This is a genomic window from Streptomyces abyssomicinicus (assembly GCF_008974245.1).
Classification (GTDB): Bacteria; Actinomycetota; Actinomycetes; order Streptomycetales; family Streptomycetaceae; genus Streptomyces; species Streptomyces abyssomicinicus.
This window is the reverse complement of sequence record NZ_BBZI01000008.1, coordinates 608,994-627,514: the sequence shown is the minus strand read 5'-3', so window position 1 is coordinate 627,514 and position 18,521 is coordinate 608,994. Positions and strand designations below refer to the sequence as shown.

Genomic DNA, 18,521 nt, shown 5'->3' with positions numbered 1-18,521 from the left:
CCTTTTGCCCGTTTGATCTCCTGGGTCCCGCATACTGATACACGTCCACGCATCGTGGCGTGGCTCGGCTAGGCTGCGGCACATCATGCGGTACGGGCTGCTCCTCCTTAGCTGCCGCGGCGAGGGTCTGTAAGTCGTCAGGCCGACCCCCTCCCCGCGGTGTCCGGCGTTGCTGCCGACAGTCGGCCGTCCTCCAGGACCTCTTCGTCCACCGGACACCCAAGGAGCCGAAACCGCCATGGTGAACCGCCAGAAGCCCTCCTCGATGCCGATCGGCAAGTACGGCCGTTACGAGCAGGTCGACATCCCCGACCGCACCTGGCCCGACCAGCGCGTCACCGTCGCCCCCCGCTGGCTCTCCACCGACCTGCGCGACGGCAACCAGGCCCTGATCGACCCGATGTCCCCGGTGCGCAAGCGCGCCATGTTCGACCTGCTGGTCCGGCTGGGCTACAAGGAGATCGAGGTGGGCTTCCCCGCCTCGGGCCAGACGGACTTCGACTTCGTCCGCTCGATCGTCGAGGACGAGGGCGCCATCCCCGAGGACGTCACCATCTCGGTGCTGACCCAGGCCCGCGAGGACCTGATCGAGCGCACCGTGGAGTCCCTGAAGGGCGCCCGCCGGGCCACGGTCCACCTGTACAACGCCACCGCTCCGGTCTTCCGCCGGGTCGTCTTCCGCGGCTCCAGGGACGACATCAGGCAGATCGCCGTCGACGGCACCCGCCTGGTGATGGAGTACGCCGACAAGCTGCTGGGCGACGAGACCGCGTTCGGCTACCAGTACAGCCCGGAGATCTTCACCGACACCGAGCTGGACTTCGCGCTGGAGGTCTGCGAGAGCGTGATGGACGTCTGGCAGCCCGGGCCGGACCGCGAGATCATCCTCAACCTGCCCGCCACCGTGGAGCGTTCGACGCCGTCCACGCACGCGGACCGGTTCGAGTGGATGCACCGCAACCTGTCCCGCCGTGAGTACGTCTGCCTGTCCGCGCACCCGCACAACGACCGCGGCACCGCCGTCGCCGCCGCCGAACTGGCGGTCATGGCCGGCGCGGACCGCGTCGAGGGCTGCCTGTTCGGCCAGGGCGAGCGCACCGGCAACGTCGACCTGGTCACCCTGGGCATGAACCTGTTCTCGCAGGGCGTCGACCCGCAGATCGACTTCTCGGACATCGACGAGATCCGCCGCACCTGGGAGTACTGCAACCAGATGGAGGTCCACCCGCGCCACCCGTACGTGGGCGACCTGGTCTACACGTCCTTCTCCGGCTCCCACCAGGACGCCATCAAGAAGGGCTTCGACGCCATGGAGGCCGACGCCGCGGCCAAGGGCGTCACGGTGGACGACCTGGAGTGGGCGGTCCCGTACCTGCCGATCGACCCCAAGGACGTCGGCCGCTCCTACGAGGCCGTCATCCGGGTCAACTCCCAGTCCGGCAAGGGCGGCGTGGCCTACGTCCTGAAGAACGACCACAAGCTGGACCTGCCGCGCCGGATGCAGATCGAGTTCTCGAAGATCATCCAGGCCAAGACCGACGCCGACGGCGGCGAGGTCACGCCGAAGAACATCTGGGAGATCTTCCAGGACGAGTACCTGCCGAACCCCGAGAACCCGTGGGGCCGCATCCAGGTCGAGACCGGCCAGTCCACCACCGACCAGGACGGCGTCGACACCCTCACCGTGCGCTGCACGGTCGACGGCGAGCCGACGGTGCTGACCGGTACCGGCAACGGTCCGATCTCGGCCTTCTTCGACGCGCTGCAGGGCATCGGCGTCGACGTCCGCCTGCTGGACTACCAGGAGCACACGATGAGCGAGGGCGCCTCCGCGCAGGCCGCCTCGTACATCGAGTGCGCCGTCGGCGACAAGGTCCTGTGGGGCATCGGAATCGACCCCAACACGACGCGCGCGTCGCTGAAGGCGGTCGTCTCCGCCGTCAACCGCTCGGCCCGCTGATCATCCGCACCGGCGGTTTCGGGGCCCGCACGTCGTACACCGGCGTGCGGCCCCGGCCATTTCCGGCCACTTGACCCCGGATGATCACGGAAAGGTCCCGTCCGGGGTACTGACGGGGCCTCAGTGATGTGGCTAACATCACGCCGAGTGCGGCGACGTGGCCGCGGCTACCCGTACGGAGGTGCGACGTGCTGCCAGGGAGCGGACGGGACGGCAGGCGGCGCCCCGGGCGCGGGCCGCGGATGACGGGGCTGCGCACCACCTGGACGGAGGCCGGGGAGGGCGAGTTCTTCTGCCCCGGATGCGGCGGTGACCGCAACTACCAGCGGATGCGCGGACAGGTACGTCTCACCGTGCTCGGCGTCCCGCTGCTCGACCGGGGCGAGACCGGGCCGGTCGTCGAGTGCGCCGCCTGCGGCGGCAGGTTCGGCGCCGAGGTCCTGGACCACCCCACCACCGCCCGGTTCTCCGCCATGCTGCGGGACGCCGTGCACACGGTGGCCCTGGCGGTGCTGGCGGCCGGCGGGACGGGTTCCCGCACGGCCCTGGAGGCGGCCGCCGAGGGCGCGCGGGCCGCGGGCAGCGACGACTGCACCGCCGACCAGCTCGCCCTGCTGGTCCGGGTGATCGACGAGGAGTCCGCCTCGCGCTGCCTGGGCCGGCCCTGCGAGACCGGGATCGCCCTGGAACTGCACGAGACCCTGGCCCCGCTGGCCCCGCACCTCGCGCCGGCCGGGCGTGAATCGATTCTCCTCCAAGCCGCCCGCGTCGCCCTCGCGGACGGCCCCTACCGCCCCGCCGAGCGCGAGGCGCTCGCCATGGTGGGCGCGGCCCTCACCCTGCCCGGCGAGGACGTCTCGCGGCTGCTGGAGTCCGCCGCCCGCACACCGTCCTGAGGCCCCCGGCGCCCGGGCGGCGCTACGGCAGGGCGCGCGGCGCCCGGGCGGCTACGGCAGGGTGCGCTGGTAGGAGCGGTCCCGGTCGGAGTCGTAGACCAGCTTCCCCGCGGCGTCGTAGCCCTTGACGCGCGGTGACAGGGTGACCTGCCGGTCGAGTTCGCCCGCGGCCACGAACCAGCCGCCGTCCAGCACGGCCTCCTCGGCCTCGCCGCCGTACTCGACGGTGACCCGCGCGACCGAGGGCTCCACCGTGCCGACGGATCCCCACCGGAACGGCAGCCGCCAGTCCCCCCGGTTCAGCACCGACTGGCTGTGGAGCCGGCCCGCGTTGGCGTCCGGGACCACGGGTCCGGCGTCGGGAGGAGCGATGTCGCCGCTGCTCCGGTTGACCCCGGGCACCTGGCCGTTCTTGAGCGTGCAGATGAGCCGGTCGGCCCGGTCCGGCCGGGCCTGGCCGTCCACGGCGACGACGAAGAAGCCGTCGCCCGCGGCGTTGGAGTCCCCGGTCGCCCGCATCGCGAGCAGGAGCCGGAAGTCCTCGGCGGGAGGCGGGTCCTGCTCCCCGGTGACGGCGCCGGAGGGGGCCCGCTGCCCGTCCGGGGCCGGGCGGCCCTTCGCCGGGTCGTCGTTCCAGAGGCGGTCGCCGGCCAGGCACTCCCGCAGCCCCCTGGATGCCTGCTCGTAGGTGATCCCGTCGAGCAGCTGCCCCTCGGTCGCCGGGCGGGCCGGTCCCGCCGGGCGCTCCGGGGCCGCTCCGGGCCCCGCCACCGCGGTGTCGGGAGCCGCCCGGTCCAGCGGGGCGGCGGCGGGGGCGGTCAGCGCGTACGCACCCAGGGGCGCCACCGCCAGCACGGCCAGCGCGGCGCCCAGTCCGGCCGTCCGGCGACGCCGCGCGGCCCGGCCGCGGCGGCGGATCCTCTCGTAGGGCGCCGGGGCCGGGGTCAGCGCCGCGGCGTCCTCGGCCAGCAGCGTGCGCAGGGCGTCCTCCCGCGCCGTCGCGTGACCGCCGCGCGTCTCGTCCTCGTTCATCGTCCTCCCCCTCCGTGTCCCGCCCCCAGGGGCGGGGTCGTCGTCGTGGCCGTGCCGTCCAGCGCCTGGGCCAGTCCCGGTGCGGCGCGCAGTTTCGCCAGGCCCCTGGCGGCCTGGCTCTTCACCGTGCCCACCGAGCAGCCCAGCGTCGCGGCCGTCTCGCTCTCCGACAGGTCCTCCCAGTAGCGCAGGACGATCACCGCCCGCTGGCGGGCCGGCAGCGCGGCCAGCGCGGCCAGCAACGTGCCGCGGGTGTCCACCCGTTCGCCCTCGTCCCGGCCCGCCCGCTCGGGTACCGACGCGGTCAGCGCCTCCGGTACGCGGCGTTTGCGGAACCGGTCGCTGTTGCAGCTGACCAGGATCCGCCGGACGTACGCCTCCGGGCTGTCGGCGCGCAGCACCCGCCGCCAGGAGCGGTACGCCTTGGCGAGCGCGGTCTGCGTCAGGTCCTCGGCCAGGTGCCGGTCACCGGTCAGCAGGTACGCGGTCCGCACCAGACGGGGCCAGCGGGCCTGGACGAACTCCTGGAACCGGTCCTCCAGTTCGGTCTGCATCGAAGACCTCCTCACCCCTCCTGACCGCACTCCCGTCCGATCAGGTTGCCCCGGGTGCGCGGGACGGGTTCGATGAAGGCATGACGGAGAGGCCGGAACGACCGGACGGACCGGAGCGACAGGGGATGCCGGAGCGGCGGGGGATGCGGGAGATGCCGGAGCGGCAGGAGGGCTGGCCCGGGGACGGCCCGGGGGTGGTGCGGCTGCCGTCCGGGCGGCTGGTCCGGGGACGGGGGCTGCGGGACGCGCTGCCGCCGGGGCCCGTGCCGGAGTTCGGGCTGTACCTGCAGGCCCGCCGCGCACCCGAGGTGCCCTGGGAGGCCCGGCTGCTGAGGTGGCCGGACTTCCGGCTGCCGGCCGACCGGGAGGAGGCCCGGTCGGCGCTGGCGGAGGTGTGGGAACTGGCCGCGGACCGCCGGGTGGAGGTCGCCTGCGGCGGCGGGCGCGGACGCACCGGGACCGCGCTGGCCTGTCTGGCCGTCCTCGACGGGGTGGCGCCCGCCGAGGCGGTGGCCTGGGTCCGCCGCCACTACCACCCGCACGCGGTGGAGACGCCGTGGCAGCGGCGCTACGTCCGGCGGTTCAGCGCGCCGGCCCGGCGGGACTGAGGTCCAGCCGCATCACCAGACGGTCCTGGCCGGGCCCGAAGTAGTCCGGACGCATCCCGCCGTCGGGTTCCTCGCAGGTGAAGTCGAGGGAGCGGTAGAGCAGGATGGCCGCGCTGTTGGCCGGTTCCACGGTCAGCCGGACGACGCCGATCCCGGCGTCGCGCAGCAGCAGCAGGATCTCGCGCATCAGGTCCCGGCCCAGCCCGCGCCCCCGGCGGTCCCGGGTGACGCAGAGGCCCAGGATCCAGCAGTCCTGGCTCAGCGCGTCGGTCCCGGCCAGCACATAGCCGTGCAGCAGGCCGGAGCCGTCGTCCAGCACCAGGAAGTGCCGCTGGTAGAGATCGAAGAGCTGGCGGAGGAGAAAGGGCGGGTAGGCGAACTGGCCGAAGATCTCATGGTCCAGACGGCGCAGTTCGGGAAGATCCGATTCCTCCGCGCGTCGGAGGACCAGCTCCGGCGGGGCGGAGGGAAGGGCCTCCGTGTAAGCGGTCATGCGGGCGCACCACCTTCGAGTGAATCCAGTGCGCGGGCGGCCGGCCGGAGCCGGTGGGGGTGTGGAAAGCCTTCCCATCAAGTCCCGTTCCATGCAAGCGTGTTGATGGAGGGGCCACGGTGCGTGGACTGGGGCCGACTTTGCTATGTTGGCCTGGCGTTGGGGGTTCGGAGGGCAGCTGGCGTTGGTATTTTCTAGAAATGGCCCTCAATTCTGAAGCACCATGGGACCAGTTCTGCCCAGATGATTATGTGAAGCGGAACTATGCCACCCCACTTGACGTCGACAAGCAGATCGTCCGCCTGGTCGGCAAGCATTTGATCGACCATTTCGGCGGAGGTCTCCACGGGCCGGTGAAGGGGGTCGACGTGGGCGCGGGCGCCAACCTCTACCCGGCGCTGTGCATGCTGCCCTGGTGCTCGGACATCACGCTGCTGGAGAAGGGCCCCAAGAACCTCGACTACCTGCGCAGGCAGGCGGACCTCGAGGAGGGCGGCTTCGACACCGCCTGGGAGGCCTTCTGGGACGAACTGGCCGCGTACCCCGAGTACAAGGCGGTGCACGCCGAGCGGCGCGAGCGGTTCGGCAAGGCGGCCGACCCCCGCCCCGGCGACCTGCTGGAGCTCGGCGGCAGCGCCGAACGCTGGGGCGTGGGCGCGATGTTCTTCGTCGCGGAGTCCATGTCCAGCTCCCGTGAGGAGTTCCTGGCGGCGGTCGACCGCTTCCTGGGGGTCCTCGAGCCGGGCGCGCCGTTCGCCGCGGCCTTCATGCTCCAGTCCGAGGGCTACGAGGTGGGCTCCTACGAGTTCCCGGCGTACAAGGTCGACCAGCCGGAGGTCGCCAGGGCGCTGGACCCGCTGGCGCAGAAGGTCACCTACCACGAGCTGGACTTCACCCTGCGCGACGGCCACGAGGGCATGCTGCTGGCCCTCGGCTTCCGCAGGTCCGACTGAACGAGCCGGGCGGGAGGCCGCCCGGTTGATCTGTTGTGAGGGGTACGGGGAATGCAGATCAAACCGCGCCAGCACCTGCTGGACATCTGGCGGGCCATCGGCCGGCACTCCTTCCAGGACGGGGGCAAGTTCACCTGGGGGGAGCTCGGCGGAGTCAGCTCCGTCGCGGACGCCGAGCGGCTGCTGTGCCTGCTCTATCCCGCGACGGAGATCCCCGCCTTCCGCCTCGACCAGCCCGACACCACCGAACGGGACGTCCTGCGGGCGCTGGAACAGGTCGGCACCCGGCTGGAGATTCCGGCCAACATCGTGACCGTGCTCAGCGAGTTCATGCAGAAGCACACCGGGCCCGACGGGGAGCCCACCTTCGCCGGCGGGCACTACTTCCGGCCCCGGAGGTCCGAGGACCAGGTCACCCCCGAACAGCGGCAGTGGGGCGTCGTGGACTCGTACTCCATGTCCATCACGCTCTGCCTCGCCGCGCTCGGCTTCCTCAAGGTCTACGAGGACACCACCGCCCGCAGCGACGTGCGCCAGGCGGTGGAGGACCTCAGAGAGGCTACCCGCGCCCGGCTGACCGCCGCCATGGTCAGCTTGCTGCGGTCGTTCAGCGTCAACGTCTTCGAGCCCGAGTCCGACCAGGGCAAGCGGCTGGTCCAGCTGATCGGCCAGGGCCGCCAGTCCGACCGCGCGGTGATCCAGCAGTTCTCCCGCCGGTTCAAGGCGCTGCGGGCGACCATCGGCGAGAGCCTCATCCTCGGCATCGACGTCGAGGAGATGCTGCGGGACGACAACCAGCTCTTCGAGTGCGGCTGGGCCTGGAGCATCGTCCGCGACGCCCCCGAGATCACCGACCTGGCCGAGCCGCCGGTCAGCCAGCCGCCCGGCGTCGCCGACAACCTGCCCTACGTGTACTTCACCGTCATCGCCCTCGACGGTATCCAGGACCTCTTCTCCGAGCGCACCCTCACCCTGGGCCTGCTCGACTCCGACCAGCAGAAGCTCGCCGAGGCGCTGCGCCTGCGGTGGGAGATCAGCCAGCAGTACTGGTCCCGCATCGCCCGCTTCGGTGAGGCCCGCTGGCCCCTGGAGGACCTGCCCTGGCGCACCACCGGCCTCCAGCTGGAGTCCGAGTACTACTCGCTCACCGTCGCCGCCATCCTCGTGCACGACCTGGTACGCCGCCGCGCCACCGACGACGACCTCACCCGCACCGTCGCCATCATGGAGCGGCTCGCCGAACGCGGCCGCGTCACCAGCCGGCTCACCTTCGACGACCCCTACGTCCACCTGCACAGCCCCGGCGCCACCCTGCCGCTCTCCGGGGCGGGCAAGAACGGACAGCCGCCGCTGCTGTGGCGGATGACCGACTTCTCCGCCCACCTCCTCAAGCGGACCATCCAGCTCGCCGAGCTCTCCCGCAACCTCACCAGCCAGGACCGGCTGCTGCGGCTCGCCGAGCAGATCTTCGAGCACCTGTGGGCCCGCCGGATCGAGGACGGCGACGGCACCGGCCTCTGGGACGACATCAAGGGCGCCTACCCGGAGCTCCAGGGGATCCCCTCCCGGCTCTCCTGGTCGGTCACCGAGCGCGTCACCGAATGCCTGGTCGCCGCCCGCCAGCTCTACCACCAGGACCCGATCCGCAGCGCCGACCTCGCCGACCTCGCCCGCCACCTGCTCAGCGAGGCCACCCACCTGTTCGGCAAGGAGCAGCTGGAGGCCGCACCCACCGACGACGGCGGACGCGGCCGGGCCATGCGCTCCATCGAGGCCCGTCTCGAACGGGCCCGGGAGCTGGTCGAGCAGCAACCCGCCACCGCCTTCGCGCTCTCCCTGCCCGTGCTCCGTGAACTCGACACCCTGTCCCAGGCCAGGGACGCCGCCGCCCAGGAGGTGTGAGCCGTGCTCGTCTTCGCCGCCTCCGACAAAGGAGGCACCGGCCGTTCGGTGACCAGTGCCAATCTGGCCTACCAGCGCGCCCTGCTCGGCGACCACGTGGCCTACGTGGACTTCGACTTCGGCTCTCCCACCGCCGCCGCCGTCTTCGACGTGCCCGGCGCGATCCGCGGCATCCAGGAGAACGGCCTCCACTCCTACCTGGAGGGCGAGACCAACGAACCCGCCAAGATCGACGTGTGGCGGCAGACCGAGCACCCCGTGCTGCGCAACCGGCCCAACCAGGCGGGCCGCATGGTGCTCTTCCCGGGCAACATCAGCGGCGGCGAGTTCGCCACCGACGAGGACACCCTGGAGCGCTGCGTCGACCTGCTGCTGCGGCTCAACACCGAGTTCGACCTGATCGTCGTCGACCTCAGCGCCGGCCGCAGCTACGCCATGGACATGGTCCTGGCGGCCACCGCGCACCCCCGGATGCGCCACGTCCCCTTCCGCTGGCTGGTCTTCCACCGCTGGACCCGCCAGCACGTCATCGCCGCGGCCGGCCTGGTCCACAAGGACTTCGGCATCCTCGAGTGCGGCGCCGGACACGGCCACGACAAGGACGAACTGCGCGGCCACATCCGCTTCGTACGGGCCGCCGTGCCCGACCCCGAGTCGCCCCTGTGGTCGCAGGTGACGCCCGCGCAGGCCGCCTGGATGCAGGCCTGCGACGAGGCCCTGCGCCGCCTGGCCTCCGACAACCGCATCGGCGACAGCGTCGTCCTCGGCATCGTGCCGCTGGAGCCCATCCTCCAGTGGCGCGAACAGCTGATCACCGAGGAGGACGTGCTTTCCAAGCAGATCGCCAACAAGGAGACGCTCGAGGCGATCGAGGAGATCGCCCGCCGCCTCACCGACGACGCCTACTGGGGGCGGCCATGACGGAAGCCGTGTTCCGCGAGACCACCGCCGAACCCCGCACCCAGGCGGTCCCGCTCTCCCACCTCTCGCTCGAACTCGGCCACCTCTACATGGAGGACTTCGAGGCCGGACCCGAGCGGCTGCGCCGTCACTTCGCCCAGGTCGTCCACTGGGCCGAGGCGGTGCGCGAGACCGCCCGCGCCGAGACCGGCAAGCGGCCCCGGATCTCCACCTGCTTCCTGATCGACGACTACTTCACCCGTTTCTCCACCCCCCGCGAACTGGTGCCGATACTGCTCGCCGAGGCCGAGCGGGCCGGGCTGGACATCGACTACCTGGCCCGCGAGTCCGGCTGCGCCGAGGCCGAGGGAGCGCCGGTCGCCGAGGCGGTCGCCGGGCGTCTGGTGGAGGCGCCGCCGCCCGGCGCCTACGGGGCCCGCCCGCCCGCCGGGCAGACCGGCTGGCTCGCCAACGGCGAACGCAGCCCCGTCGCCCGCACGCCGCAGGCGATGAAGAAGGCGATCCCCTGGCAGGCGCCCCGGGAGACCGCGGCCCGCCAGCACTCCGTCTTCCTCGACGTCGAGCTGTGGAGCGAACGCCCCGGCGGCCGGAAACTGTGGTCCTGCCCCTTCCTCGCCGCCGTCTGGCAGCTCGCCCGGCTCGGCCTGCTGCGCAACGAGGGCGAGGCGGTGCTGACACCGCGGCCGCACGAAGGGCCCTTCCCGGACGACTGGGACGAGATGCCGCCGCTGCTCCAGCTCCGGTCCCGGGCCGCCCCGTTCGCCGCCTACCGCACCTGCTCGGTGCTGCCCAACCGGTTCCTGCCGGTGGAGCACGCGGTCCGGGTGATCCTCGACCAGACCGAGGTCGACCCCGGGGCGCTCCAGCAGGTCGCCGCGCGGTCCGCGGGGGAGGGCGTCGCCGTCCCCGCCTCCGTGGCCGACCGGATCTCCTACGTCTTCTACGCGGGACAGTGACATGGCACGGGGGCCGGGGCAGGAACACCAGGGGGGTGGTGGCATGAACGCGGGGGAGAACGACGGCGAGGGCGCCGTGCTGCTCTGCGGCGAGGTCCGCACCTGCCTGCTTCCCGCGCACCAGGCCCTCGACATCCGCGCCGCGGCCCAGCTGCTGCGGCTGCGCGCCGACGAACGGGTCCTGGTCTCCGAACGCCCCAACCTCTACGCCCGCTCCCCGGACACCCTCACCGGCGTCGACTGCCCGCTGCCCAGCGCCACCGGCGCCAAGGTCCGCGCCGTCGGCGCGGTCGCCGTGCGGGGCACGCTCACCGAGGGCCGGGTGCTCCAGACCTCCGCCCGGCTCGGCCTCACCGCCCGCGGCCCCGACCACCGCCGCCCCTGGGGGCACTACCTGGTCCGGCCAGGGACGCTCGAGCCGTTCGGCCGGCTGCCCCGCGAGGCCGTCGCCGAGGGCGTGCTGGCCGGGGCGCGGCGCGGCGAACTCGACGTCGGGCTGATCGCCGACGGCCTGCTCACCGTGCTGCTGCGCCACCCGCTGCTCGACCAGCATCCGCCCTTCAAGTCGCGGCCCACCCGGCTGCGGTGGACCGCGCTGCCCGCCGCGCCCGGTGCGCCGGGCCCCTCCATCGAGCGGCTCACCCTGGCCGAGGACGAGCTGCGCACCCTCAGGCTGCGCGTCCCGCCCGGCGCGGACCCCGCCGAGGTGGCCGGCCTCTGCGAGGACCTCGCCCTGCACGACTGGCTGCTCACCACGGTCGTCCGCCTCCTCGACGGCAGCCGGCTGGGCTCGGCCGACGGCACCGCCGTGGTGCGGGCGCTGCGGCCGGCCGTCGACCACCTGCTGCACCTGTGGATGCCCCGGGCCCGCCTCGAACCGTCGCTCGCCGCCCTCTGGGACGCGCTGGAGGAGCGGCCCGGCTTCAACCGCCAGTGGCAGGTCCTGGTCCGGCGGATCCGCGACCAGCTCGCCCTCCACGCCGTCCCCGCGCTGCACCAGGAGGCGGTGATGGCTCCCTGAGCAGACGCCGTCGGCACGCCCAGCCGGAACCGCCGGCCCAGCCGGACATCACGGACATCCCAACGGGGGGAGAAGCGAGATGAGCTCCACACAGTCACCGCAGTCGCCGCAGTCCCAGTCGTCGCAGTCGCAGCCGCAGTCGCAGCCGTCGGCGGCACCGCAGTCGCCGCGGCCCGACGGGACCAGCGGCGCGGCCGGGCGCGCGGCCGGGACGCCGCTGCGGCTGCGGAGGGCCGGCATCGGCCTGGCCCTGGCGGCGCTGGTCCTCGCCGTCACCGCGGCCTTCGACGTCGGCGACGGGCCGCTGCTGCGGATCGTGCTCGCCGTCCTGTGCGGCGCCGCGGCACTGGTCGTCCAGCACCTCGCCGGACTGTCCCGGCAGCTCGCGGACCAGGCCCGGCAGGCCGGCGAGACCCGGGCGGTGCTGGACGGCACTGTCACCGCCGTCCGGGAGAGCCTGGAGCGGCACTCCGCGGACCTGAAGGGGGCGGCGGACCAGCGCGCCGCGGCGCCCTCCCCGCAGCCCGGCGGCCCCGTGGAGGCCGTCGCCGCCCACCGCGTGGAGCGGGTCACCTCCGACTCCATCCCCGAGCAGACCCGGCGCTCCATCGCCGAGGTGCTCACCACCGGGCCGGACATCCTGCAGACCTTCGCCCGCGCCGAGCTGGAGCGGGTGGTGCGGCACATGGCCGACCTCAACAACCTCACCGCCGAGTGCGCGGGGGAGAACCACGACTGGATGCTCTCCCTCACCCACTCCACCGAGCGGTCCATCTTCGCCACCAGCACCTCGGTGGACCGTGAGTTCTGGAACAGCGAGCCCGCCTCCCGCTACCTCCAGGCCCAGCGCGAGGCCATCGAGCGGGGCGTCGTCGTGCAGCGGCTGTTCCTCCTGGAGTCCGCGGAGATGCTCGACGACAAGCTGCTGCGGCTCTGCGAGGAGCAGGAGCTGCTCGGCATCGAGCTGCGCGCGGCGGTCATGCAGGAACTCCCGCCGCACCTCCAGCGGGGCACCACCAGCGACTTCATCCTCTACGACGAGGGCGTCTCCTTCGAGATCGAGCAGGACCTGCGCGACGTCAACGTCAAGACCCGGCTGATCGCCCGCCCCGGCCACGTCGAGCAGCGGCTGCGGCGGTTCCGCGAGCTGTGGGAGGCCGGGATGAACCTGCGGGACCTGGAGACCCGGGTCGACGACGAGGAGGACGGCGCCTGGATGGTCGACGTCTAGGCACCGCGGTCCGCCCGCCAGGTCCGCCCGCCGGGGCCGCCCGCCGGGGCCGCCCGCCGGGCCGCCGAGCGGGGCCCTGAGGGGCACCGTGGCGGGTGCGGGAGAATGGGGCCATGAGTCTCTTCCGGGACGACGGCGTCGTCCTGCGCACCCAGAAGCTCGGCGAGGCGGACCGGATCATCACGCTGCTGACCCGCGGCCACGGCCGGGTGCGCGCGGTCGCCCGAGGGGTACGGCGCACCAAGTCGAAGTTCGGCGCGCGGCTGGAGCCGTTCTCCCACGTCGACGTGCAGTTCTTCGCACGCGGCAGCGAGCTGGTCGGCCGCACCCTGCCGCTGTGCACGCAGAGCGAGACCATCGCCGCGTACGGCGGGACGATCGTGACGGACTACGACCGGTACACCGCCGGGACCGCCATGCTGGAGACCGCCGAGCGGTTCACCGAGCAGGAGGGCGAGCAGGCCGTGCAGCAGTACCTGCTGCTGGTCGGCGCCCTGCGCACGCTCGCCCGCGGCGAGCACGCCCCGCACCTGGTCCTCGACGCGTTCCTGCTGCGCTCGCTCGCCGTCAACGGCTACGCGCCCAGCTTCGGCGACTGCGCGCGGTGCGGTATGCCCGGGCCCAACCGGTTCTTCTCGGTCGCCGGCGGCGGCTCGGTCTGCGTGGACTGCCGGATGCCGGGCAGCGTGGTGCCGTCCGCCCCCACCCTGGCGCTGCTGGGCGCACTGCTCACGGGAGACTGGGAGACCGCGGACGCCGCCGAGCCCCGGCACGTCCGCGAGGGCAGCGGGCTGGTCGCCGCCTACCTGCACTGGCACCTGGAGCGCGGTCTGCGGTCGCTCCGGTTCGTGGAACAGTAGGCACCGCACCACGCGACACCGCAGGGCAGGCACGAGGACGAGGAGCTGGAACACCATGGCCGTAGGCGGATTCCTGGGGCGGCAGCGCCGCGAGTACACGGCGCCGGAGCCGCACCCGTCGGGGGCGCGCGCGCCGAAGCTGCCGTCCGAGCTGGTGCCCGGGCACGTGGCGATCGTCATGGACGGCAACGGCCGCTGGGCCAAGGACCGCGGCCTGCCGCGCACCGAGGGTCACAAGGTGGGCGCGGAGCGGGTCCTCGACGTCCTCCAGGGCGCCATCGAGGTGGGCGTCGGCTCGGTGTCGCTGTACGCCTTCTCCACGGAGAACTGGAAGCGCTCGCCCGACGAGGTGCGCTTCCTGATGAACTTCAACCGCGACTTCATCCGCAAGACCCGTGACCAGCTCGACGCCCTCGGCATCCGGGTCCGCTGGGTCGGCCGCATGCCGAAGCTGTGGCGCTCGGTCGCCAAGGAGCTGCAGATCGCCCAGGAGCAGACCAAGGGCAACGACAAGCTGACCCTGTACTTCTGCATGAACTACGGCGGCCGCGCGGAGATCGCCGACGCGGCGCAGGCGCTCGCCGAGGACGTGAAGGCCGGCCGGCTCGACCCGTCCAAGGTCAACGAGAAGACCTTCGCGAAGTACCTGTACTACCCGGACATGCCGGACGTCGACCTCTTCCTGCGCCCCAGCGGCGAGCAGCGGACCTCCAACTACCTGCTGTGGCAGTCCGCCTACGCGGAGATGGTCTTCCAGGACGTCCTGTGGCCCGACTTCGACCGCCGAGACCTGTGGCGCGCCTGCCTGGAGTACGCGCAGCGCGACCGCCGCTTCGGCGGGGCCGTCCCCAACGAGCAGCTCCTCGCCATGGAGTCCGCGATGCGGGGCGGCCCGGCCGGGGCCTGACCCCGGCCGGACCACCCCGCCGGGCCGTCAGCCGACGAGGATGTCGGACCGCCCGCTGCTCTGGTAACCCTCGGTCGCGACGATCATGAACTCGAAGCCGGCCAGGGTCATCCCGGCGCGTGACCACGCGTCGAAGTGGTTGCCGGTGGTGACGGTGCCGCCCTGGGTGCGCCTGCCCCGGTTGACGCTCCAGTACTGCTGCAGGATCTGGGTGCCGCCACTGGGGTACCGCACCGTGCGGTAGATGTCGTAGACCTGGCCGTCGCTGGTGAGCGTGCCCCGGTGGTCGGGGTGGGTGGGCCGGTAGGAGCCGTAGCCGTCGACGATGTAGTACTCGACGAGCGGGTTCCGTGCCCAGCCGTAGACGGACAGGTAGCCGTTGCCGGAGGGGGCGAAGGCGCCCGACCACTGGACGGTCCTGCGGCCGCCGGTGGCCCAGCCCTTGCCCGCCACGAAGTTTCCGCAGCCCGTCCAGTTGACGGTGTACCGGCCGGCGGCGCCGAGCGTCATGGCGACCGTTCCGGTGCCGTCGGTCCAGAACTGGTAGTAGTGGCCGTCGTGCGTGCCGCTCTGCGGCGTCGTGACGGTCTGCGCGTGCGCGGTGCCGGGCAGCAGCAGCGAGCCCGGGCCGGCGGCGAGCGCCACGCCGGCGGCCCGGGCCAGGACGCTTCTGCGGCTGGGGCCGGATAAGTGGGGGACGTTCCGGTCGGGTGTCCGGTCCAGGTGCACGAGTACTCCTTCGGTGGGGGGCGACCGCGGAGGTCCGGCGGCGCGGCATGCTCCCGCGGGCCCGACGCGGCCGAGGAGAAGGGCGGCGGCCCCGATCGGCGGGGCGGCTCCTCGGCAGTGTTGGCCGGGGCGTCCTGGGCTGTCAACGGCGCGCGGTGTCCGGCGGGCGGTTGCCGGCCACGGAGGCCTCCCGCCCGGGGGCGTGACATCCGTCCGGGGTCCCTCCTTCCGCTGTGGCTACGATCAGGCTCTTTGACCGGTGAGGAAGAGGGGTGGGCCGTGAGCCAGGACGTGGTGCCGGGGGCCGTGGTCTTCGAGTACGAGAGCACGGTGGAGGATCTCCGGGAGACGGTGAAGGTGCTCTCGCGCAAGCAGCGAGGTATGGCCGGCCTCGTCAGCAGGCCCGCGGTCTGGGTCGTGCTCGGGGTCCTGGGCGTCGCTGCGGTGGCCGGCGCGGCCGTCACGGGGTCGACCGCCTTCGGGGCCTTCGGTTCGCTGTTGCTGCTGGAAGCGCTGGTGCTGCCCTGGGTGTACGTCCTGTCGGCGCGTCGGCGCGTCGGCAGGCCAGGGCCGTCGGCGACCAGCTGGTGCCGTGCCGGGTGACGGTCGACGAGGACGGCGTACGCACCGCGACGGCCACCATGGACGCCCACCTGGCGTGGGGCGCCTTCGGCAGCTACGTCGAGACCGACCGTCTCTTCGTCCTGCGCGGTCCGCAGCGCGCCGGGATACGGGGCGGCTGGATCGCGAAGCGCGGCGCCCCCGACCAGATCTCCCTGGACCGCCTGCGCACTCTTCTCGACCAGCATCTGCAGCGCGTCTGAAGGGGATGGAGGGTTCAGGTCGGTGACCGTGACGTCCGACGGACCAAGATTCTTGGCGGGTTGCCTCGTGTCGGTTCTGGCCGCCCTGGCCTGCTTCGGGTGTGGTCCCGACGCGGGTGAGGCTGCGGGGGAGAGCGGTCCGCGCATGTAAGACGGGTGTAGCGACGGGCGGAGCCTGATTCCGGCCTAGCGGACCTCGCCCTGTTCGGCGGCACGTTCGAAGGCGAGGAGAGGGAATGGCAGACCCTCCCCGAAGAGGAGGACATGGAGGGCGGAAGCTACAGCAACCGGATCGGTGATTGCGACAACAGCGTCATCGTGAGGGTTCGAACGCTGCAGGACGACGAAGTGCGGGTCCATCTCGGCATGGCGTGCGCTTCGTGGACAGTCCCGTGAATCCGCTCGATGAGGGCGGAGCTGGACAAGCCGAAGCTCCGTCGTGTCGGGCACCTGCGAGGTGCCGTGACGCGGCGGAGCTTCGGCTTGTCGTTACCCGGGGAGAGGACCGTCAGCCGGCTGCCGCGCAGGCGGCGCAGGTGCCGAAGATCTCGACGGTGTGGTCGACGTCGACGAAGCCGTGTTCGGCGGCGATCGCGTCGGCCCACCGCTCGACGGCGGGGCCCTCGACCTCGACGGCCTTGCCGCAGCCGCGGCAGACCAGGTGGTGGTGGTGCTCCTCGCTGGAGCAGCGGCGGTAGACGGACTCGCCCTCGGAGGTGCGCAGGACGTCCACCTCCCCCGCGTCGGCGAGGGACTGCAGCGTCCGGTAGACGGTGGTGAGGCCCACGGAGTCGCCGCGGTGACGGAGCAGGTCGTGGAGCTCCTGTGCGCTGCGGAATCCGTTGACCTCGTCCAGGGCCTGTGCCACGGCCGCGCGCTGTCGGGTGGAACGGCCCCGTACGGGCGATCCGGCGGTCGGCGTCACCGTTGCCTCCTCACATTCGTGGGTCGCCGGGCCATTGTGCCAGCCCGGCGGTGCGCGGTCAGGGTCCGTGCCGACCGGCGGGACCTTCGGACGTCGTGAGGTCGTACTCGGCCTCGTCCTGGGGGACCGGTGTCCGCACGTCCCGCGCGCGCCGCGCGTCGGCCGCCGCCCGCCGCCTGGCCAGGGGCGTTGCCAGCGCCGTGAGCAGCACGAACGCGCCGATGGTCAGCAGCACGATGGTCGCGCCCGGCGGCACGTCGTTGTAGTACGAGACGGTCGTGCCGCCCAGCGTGGCGGCGACGCCCAGCGCCACCGCGATCGCGAAGGTCGCGGCGAAGCTCCGCGCCAGCTGCTGCGCGGCGGCGACCGGCACCACCATCAGCGCGGACACCAGCAGCAGGCCGACGACCCGCATGGCGACCGTGACGGTGACCGCCGCGGTGACCGCGACCAGCAGGTTCAGCGCCCGCACCGGCAGCCCGGTGACCCGCGCGAACTCCTCGTCCTGGCTGACCGCGAAGAGCTGGCGGCGCAGCCCCACGGTGACCAGCAGCACCAGCGCGGCGAGCACGCAGATCGCGGTGACGTCGGAGGAACTCACCGTGGAGAGCGAGCCGAACAGGTAGGTGGTCAGGCCGGCGTTGGTGCCGCCGGGGGCGAGGGCGGTGAGCAGCACGCCGCCCGCCATGCCGCCGTAGAAGAGCATGGCCAGCGCGATGTCGCCGCGGGCCTTGCCGTACCAGCGGATCAGCTCCATCAGCACCGAGCCGGCGACGGCGACGAGGGTGGCGACCCAGACCGGCGAGGAGTTCAGCAGGAAGCCGAGGCCGACACCGGTCATGGCGACGTGGCCGATGCCGTCGCCCATCAGGGCCTGGCGGCGCTGCACCAGGTAGATGCCGACGGCGGGCGCGGTCAGGCCGACCAGGACGGCCGCGAGGAGCGCCCGCTGCATGAAGGCGTAGTTCAGGAGGTCCATCAGCTCAGCAGTCCCGTACGGAGGTGGTCGGCGTCCGCGTCGTCGTGCGGGTGGACGTGGTCGTGGCCGGGCAGCGCGTGCTGGCCGAGGGCCTTCGGCGGCGGGCCGTCGTGCAGGACGCAGCCGTCGCGCAGCACCACCGCGCGGTCGATCAGCGGCTCCAGCGGGCCCAGCTCGTGCAGCACGAGCAGCACGGTGACGCCGCGGGAGACCTGCTCGCGCAGGGTGTCCGCGAGGACCTCCTGGCTGGCCAGGTCGACGCCCGCCATCGGCTCGTCCATGATCAGCAGCTCGGGCTCGGAGGCGAGCGCGCGGGCGATCAGCACCCGCTGGTGCTGGCCGCCGGAGAGGGCGTCCACCGGGTCCTTGGCGCGGTCGGCGAGGCCGACCAGCTCCAAGGCGTGCCGCACCGCCACGTGGTCGACCTTGCGGAGCAGGCCGAAGCGGGCCCGGGAGAGCCGCCCCGAGGCGACCACCTCGGTGACCGTGGCCGGGACGCCACCCGCGGCGGTGGTGCGCTGCGGGACGTAGCCGACGCGCGACCACTGCCGGAACCGGCGGCGGTCCACGCCGAACAGGTCGATCTCGCCGGAGACCACCGGCACCTGGCCGATGATCGCGCGCACCGTGGTCGACTTGCCGGAGCCGTTGGCGCCGAGCAGCGCGACGACCTCGCCGTGCCGCACGGTCAGGTCGATGCCGCGCAGGACGGGCTTCGCGCCCAGCTCGGCGCGGACCGTGCGCAGGGATATGACGGGCTCGTCCACGGC

The 18,521-nt window shown here is 72.8% G+C and carries 20 protein-coding genes; 13 read left to right on the top strand and 7 right to left on the bottom strand.

Going from position 1 to position 18,521, the window contains the following annotated elements; genetic code table 11:
* Window positions 1–238 precede the first annotated feature (238 nt).
* Together leuA and GBN72_RS19730 are read left to right on the top strand one after the other, a co-directional pair.
* Window positions 239–1,960, top strand: coding sequence for a 2-isopropylmalate synthase (gene leuA, locus GBN72_RS19735; protein ID WP_151773156.1), 1,722 nt, complete (start codon window positions 239–241; stop codon window positions 1,958–1,960).
* 188 nt (window positions 1,961–2,148) lie between these two features.
* Window positions 2,149–2,856 carry a TerB family tellurite resistance protein gene (locus GBN72_RS19730; protein WP_151773155.1) on the top strand — a complete coding sequence of 236 codons (708 nt, stop codon included), beginning with the start codon at window positions 2,149–2,151 and terminating at the stop codon, window positions 2,854–2,856.
* 51 nt (window positions 2,857–2,907) lie between these two features.
* Here the strand turns inward: GBN72_RS19730 and GBN72_RS19725 are convergent, their stop codons facing one another.
* A complete protein-coding gene (locus GBN72_RS19725; RefSeq protein ID WP_151773154.1) occupies window positions 2,908–3,888 on the bottom strand; it encodes a hypothetical protein in 981 nt (326 codons plus the stop codon).
* Window positions 3,885–4,442: a SigE family RNA polymerase sigma factor gene (locus GBN72_RS19720; RefSeq protein WP_151773153.1), complete on the bottom strand. Its 558-nt coding sequence runs from the start codon at window positions 4,440–4,442 to the stop codon at window positions 3,885–3,887. The genes GBN72_RS19725 and GBN72_RS19720 overlap by 4 nt, the downstream gene beginning before the upstream one ends.
* 152 nt (window positions 4,443–4,594) lie before the next feature.
* On the opposite strand from GBN72_RS19720, the gene GBN72_RS19715 reads away from it, so the two are divergent.
* Window positions 4,595–5,050, top strand: a complete 456-nt coding sequence (locus GBN72_RS19715; protein WP_151773336.1) for a protein-tyrosine phosphatase family protein — start codon at window positions 4,595–4,597, stop codon at window positions 5,048–5,050.
* On the opposite strand, the gene GBN72_RS19710 is transcribed toward GBN72_RS19715, so the two are convergent.
* Window positions 5,025–5,543: a GNAT family N-acetyltransferase gene (locus GBN72_RS19710; protein ID WP_151773152.1), complete on the bottom strand. Its 519-nt coding sequence runs from the start codon at window positions 5,541–5,543 to the stop codon at window positions 5,025–5,027. The genes GBN72_RS19715 and GBN72_RS19710 overlap by 26 nt on opposite strands.
* A 200-nt stretch (window positions 5,544–5,743) precedes the next feature.
* On the opposite strand from GBN72_RS19710, the gene GBN72_RS19705 reads away from it, so the two are divergent.
* The 8 genes from GBN72_RS19705 (at window position 5,744) to GBN72_RS19670 (ending at window position 14,294) form a co-directional block, all read left to right on the top strand.
* Entirely contained in the window at window positions 5,744–6,496 is a 753-nt protein-coding gene (locus GBN72_RS19705) for an SCO2525 family SAM-dependent methyltransferase (RefSeq protein WP_151773151.1), read from the top strand.
* A 51-nt stretch (window positions 6,497–6,547) separates the two neighbouring features.
* Window positions 6,548–8,398 carry an SCO2524 family protein gene (locus tag GBN72_RS19700; RefSeq protein ID WP_151773150.1) on the top strand — a complete coding sequence of 617 codons (1,851 nt, stop codon included), beginning with the start codon at window positions 6,548–6,550 and terminating at the stop codon, window positions 8,396–8,398.
* A gap of 3 nt (window positions 8,399–8,401) precedes the next feature.
* On the top strand, window positions 8,402–9,319 hold the full coding sequence (locus tag GBN72_RS19695) for an SCO2523 family variant P-loop protein (RefSeq protein ID WP_151773149.1): 918 nt from the start codon (window positions 8,402–8,404) through the stop codon (window positions 9,317–9,319).
* On the top strand, window positions 9,316–10,275 hold the full coding sequence (locus GBN72_RS19690; protein WP_151773148.1) for an SCO2522 family protein: 960 nt from the start codon (window positions 9,316–9,318) through the stop codon (window positions 10,273–10,275). Before GBN72_RS19695 ends, GBN72_RS19690 begins: the two co-directional genes overlap by 4 nt.
* Window positions 10,276–10,318: 43 nt before the next feature.
* Entirely contained in the window at window positions 10,319–11,296 is a 978-nt protein-coding gene (locus tag GBN72_RS19685; RefSeq protein WP_151773147.1) for an SCO2521 family protein, read from the top strand.
* 79 nt (window positions 11,297–11,375) lie between these two features.
* Window positions 11,376–12,527 (top strand): hypothetical protein, encoded by a 1,152-nt coding sequence (locus GBN72_RS19680; RefSeq protein WP_151773146.1) that lies wholly within the window; start codon window positions 11,376–11,378, stop codon window positions 12,525–12,527.
* A gap of 113 nt (window positions 12,528–12,640) precedes the next feature.
* Window positions 12,641–13,387, top strand: coding sequence for a DNA repair protein RecO (gene recO / locus GBN72_RS19675; protein WP_151773145.1), 747 nt, complete (start codon window positions 12,641–12,643; stop codon window positions 13,385–13,387).
* A gap of 55 nt (window positions 13,388–13,442) precedes the next feature.
* Window positions 13,443–14,294 (top strand): isoprenyl transferase, encoded by an 852-nt coding sequence (locus tag GBN72_RS19670; RefSeq protein ID WP_151773144.1) that lies wholly within the window; start codon window positions 13,443–13,445, stop codon window positions 14,292–14,294.
* A 27-nt stretch (window positions 14,295–14,321) separates the two neighbouring features.
* On the opposite strand, the gene GBN72_RS19665 is transcribed toward GBN72_RS19670, so the two are convergent.
* A complete protein-coding gene (locus GBN72_RS19665) occupies window positions 14,322–15,023 on the bottom strand; it encodes a glycoside hydrolase family 11 protein (protein ID WP_246212656.1) in 702 nt (233 codons plus the stop codon).
* 252 nt (window positions 15,024–15,275) lie between these two features.
* Between GBN72_RS19665 and GBN72_RS19660 the strand changes: the two genes are divergently transcribed.
* Window positions 15,276–15,626, top strand: a complete 351-nt coding sequence (locus GBN72_RS19660; protein ID WP_151773143.1) for a hypothetical protein — start codon at window positions 15,276–15,278, stop codon at window positions 15,624–15,626.
* Complete coding sequence (locus tag GBN72_RS19655) at window positions 15,623–15,847, top strand: YcxB family protein (RefSeq protein ID WP_151773142.1); 225 nt, start codon at window positions 15,623–15,625, stop codon at window positions 15,845–15,847. The genes GBN72_RS19660 and GBN72_RS19655 overlap by 4 nt, the downstream gene beginning before the upstream one ends.
* A 508-nt stretch (window positions 15,848–16,355) precedes the next feature.
* Here the strand turns inward: GBN72_RS19655 and GBN72_RS19650 are convergent.
* Genes GBN72_RS19650 through GBN72_RS19640 form a run of 3 tightly spaced genes read right to left on the bottom strand, consistent with a single transcriptional unit; the run spans window position 16,356 to window position 18,518 of the window.
* A complete protein-coding gene (locus tag GBN72_RS19650; RefSeq protein WP_151773141.1) occupies window positions 16,356–16,772 on the bottom strand; it encodes a Fur family transcriptional regulator in 417 nt (138 codons plus the stop codon).
* Window positions 16,773–16,830: 58 nt separating this feature from the next.
* Window positions 16,831–17,751 carry a metal ABC transporter permease gene (locus GBN72_RS19645; RefSeq protein WP_151773140.1) on the bottom strand — a complete coding sequence of 307 codons (921 nt, stop codon included), beginning with the start codon at window positions 17,749–17,751 and terminating at the stop codon, window positions 16,831–16,833.
* Complete coding sequence (locus GBN72_RS19640; RefSeq protein ID WP_151773139.1) at window positions 17,751–18,518, bottom strand: metal ABC transporter ATP-binding protein; 768 nt, start codon at window positions 18,516–18,518, stop codon at window positions 17,751–17,753. Before GBN72_RS19640 ends, GBN72_RS19645 begins: the two co-directional genes overlap by 1 nt.
* Window positions 18,519–18,521 lie beyond the last annotated feature (3 nt).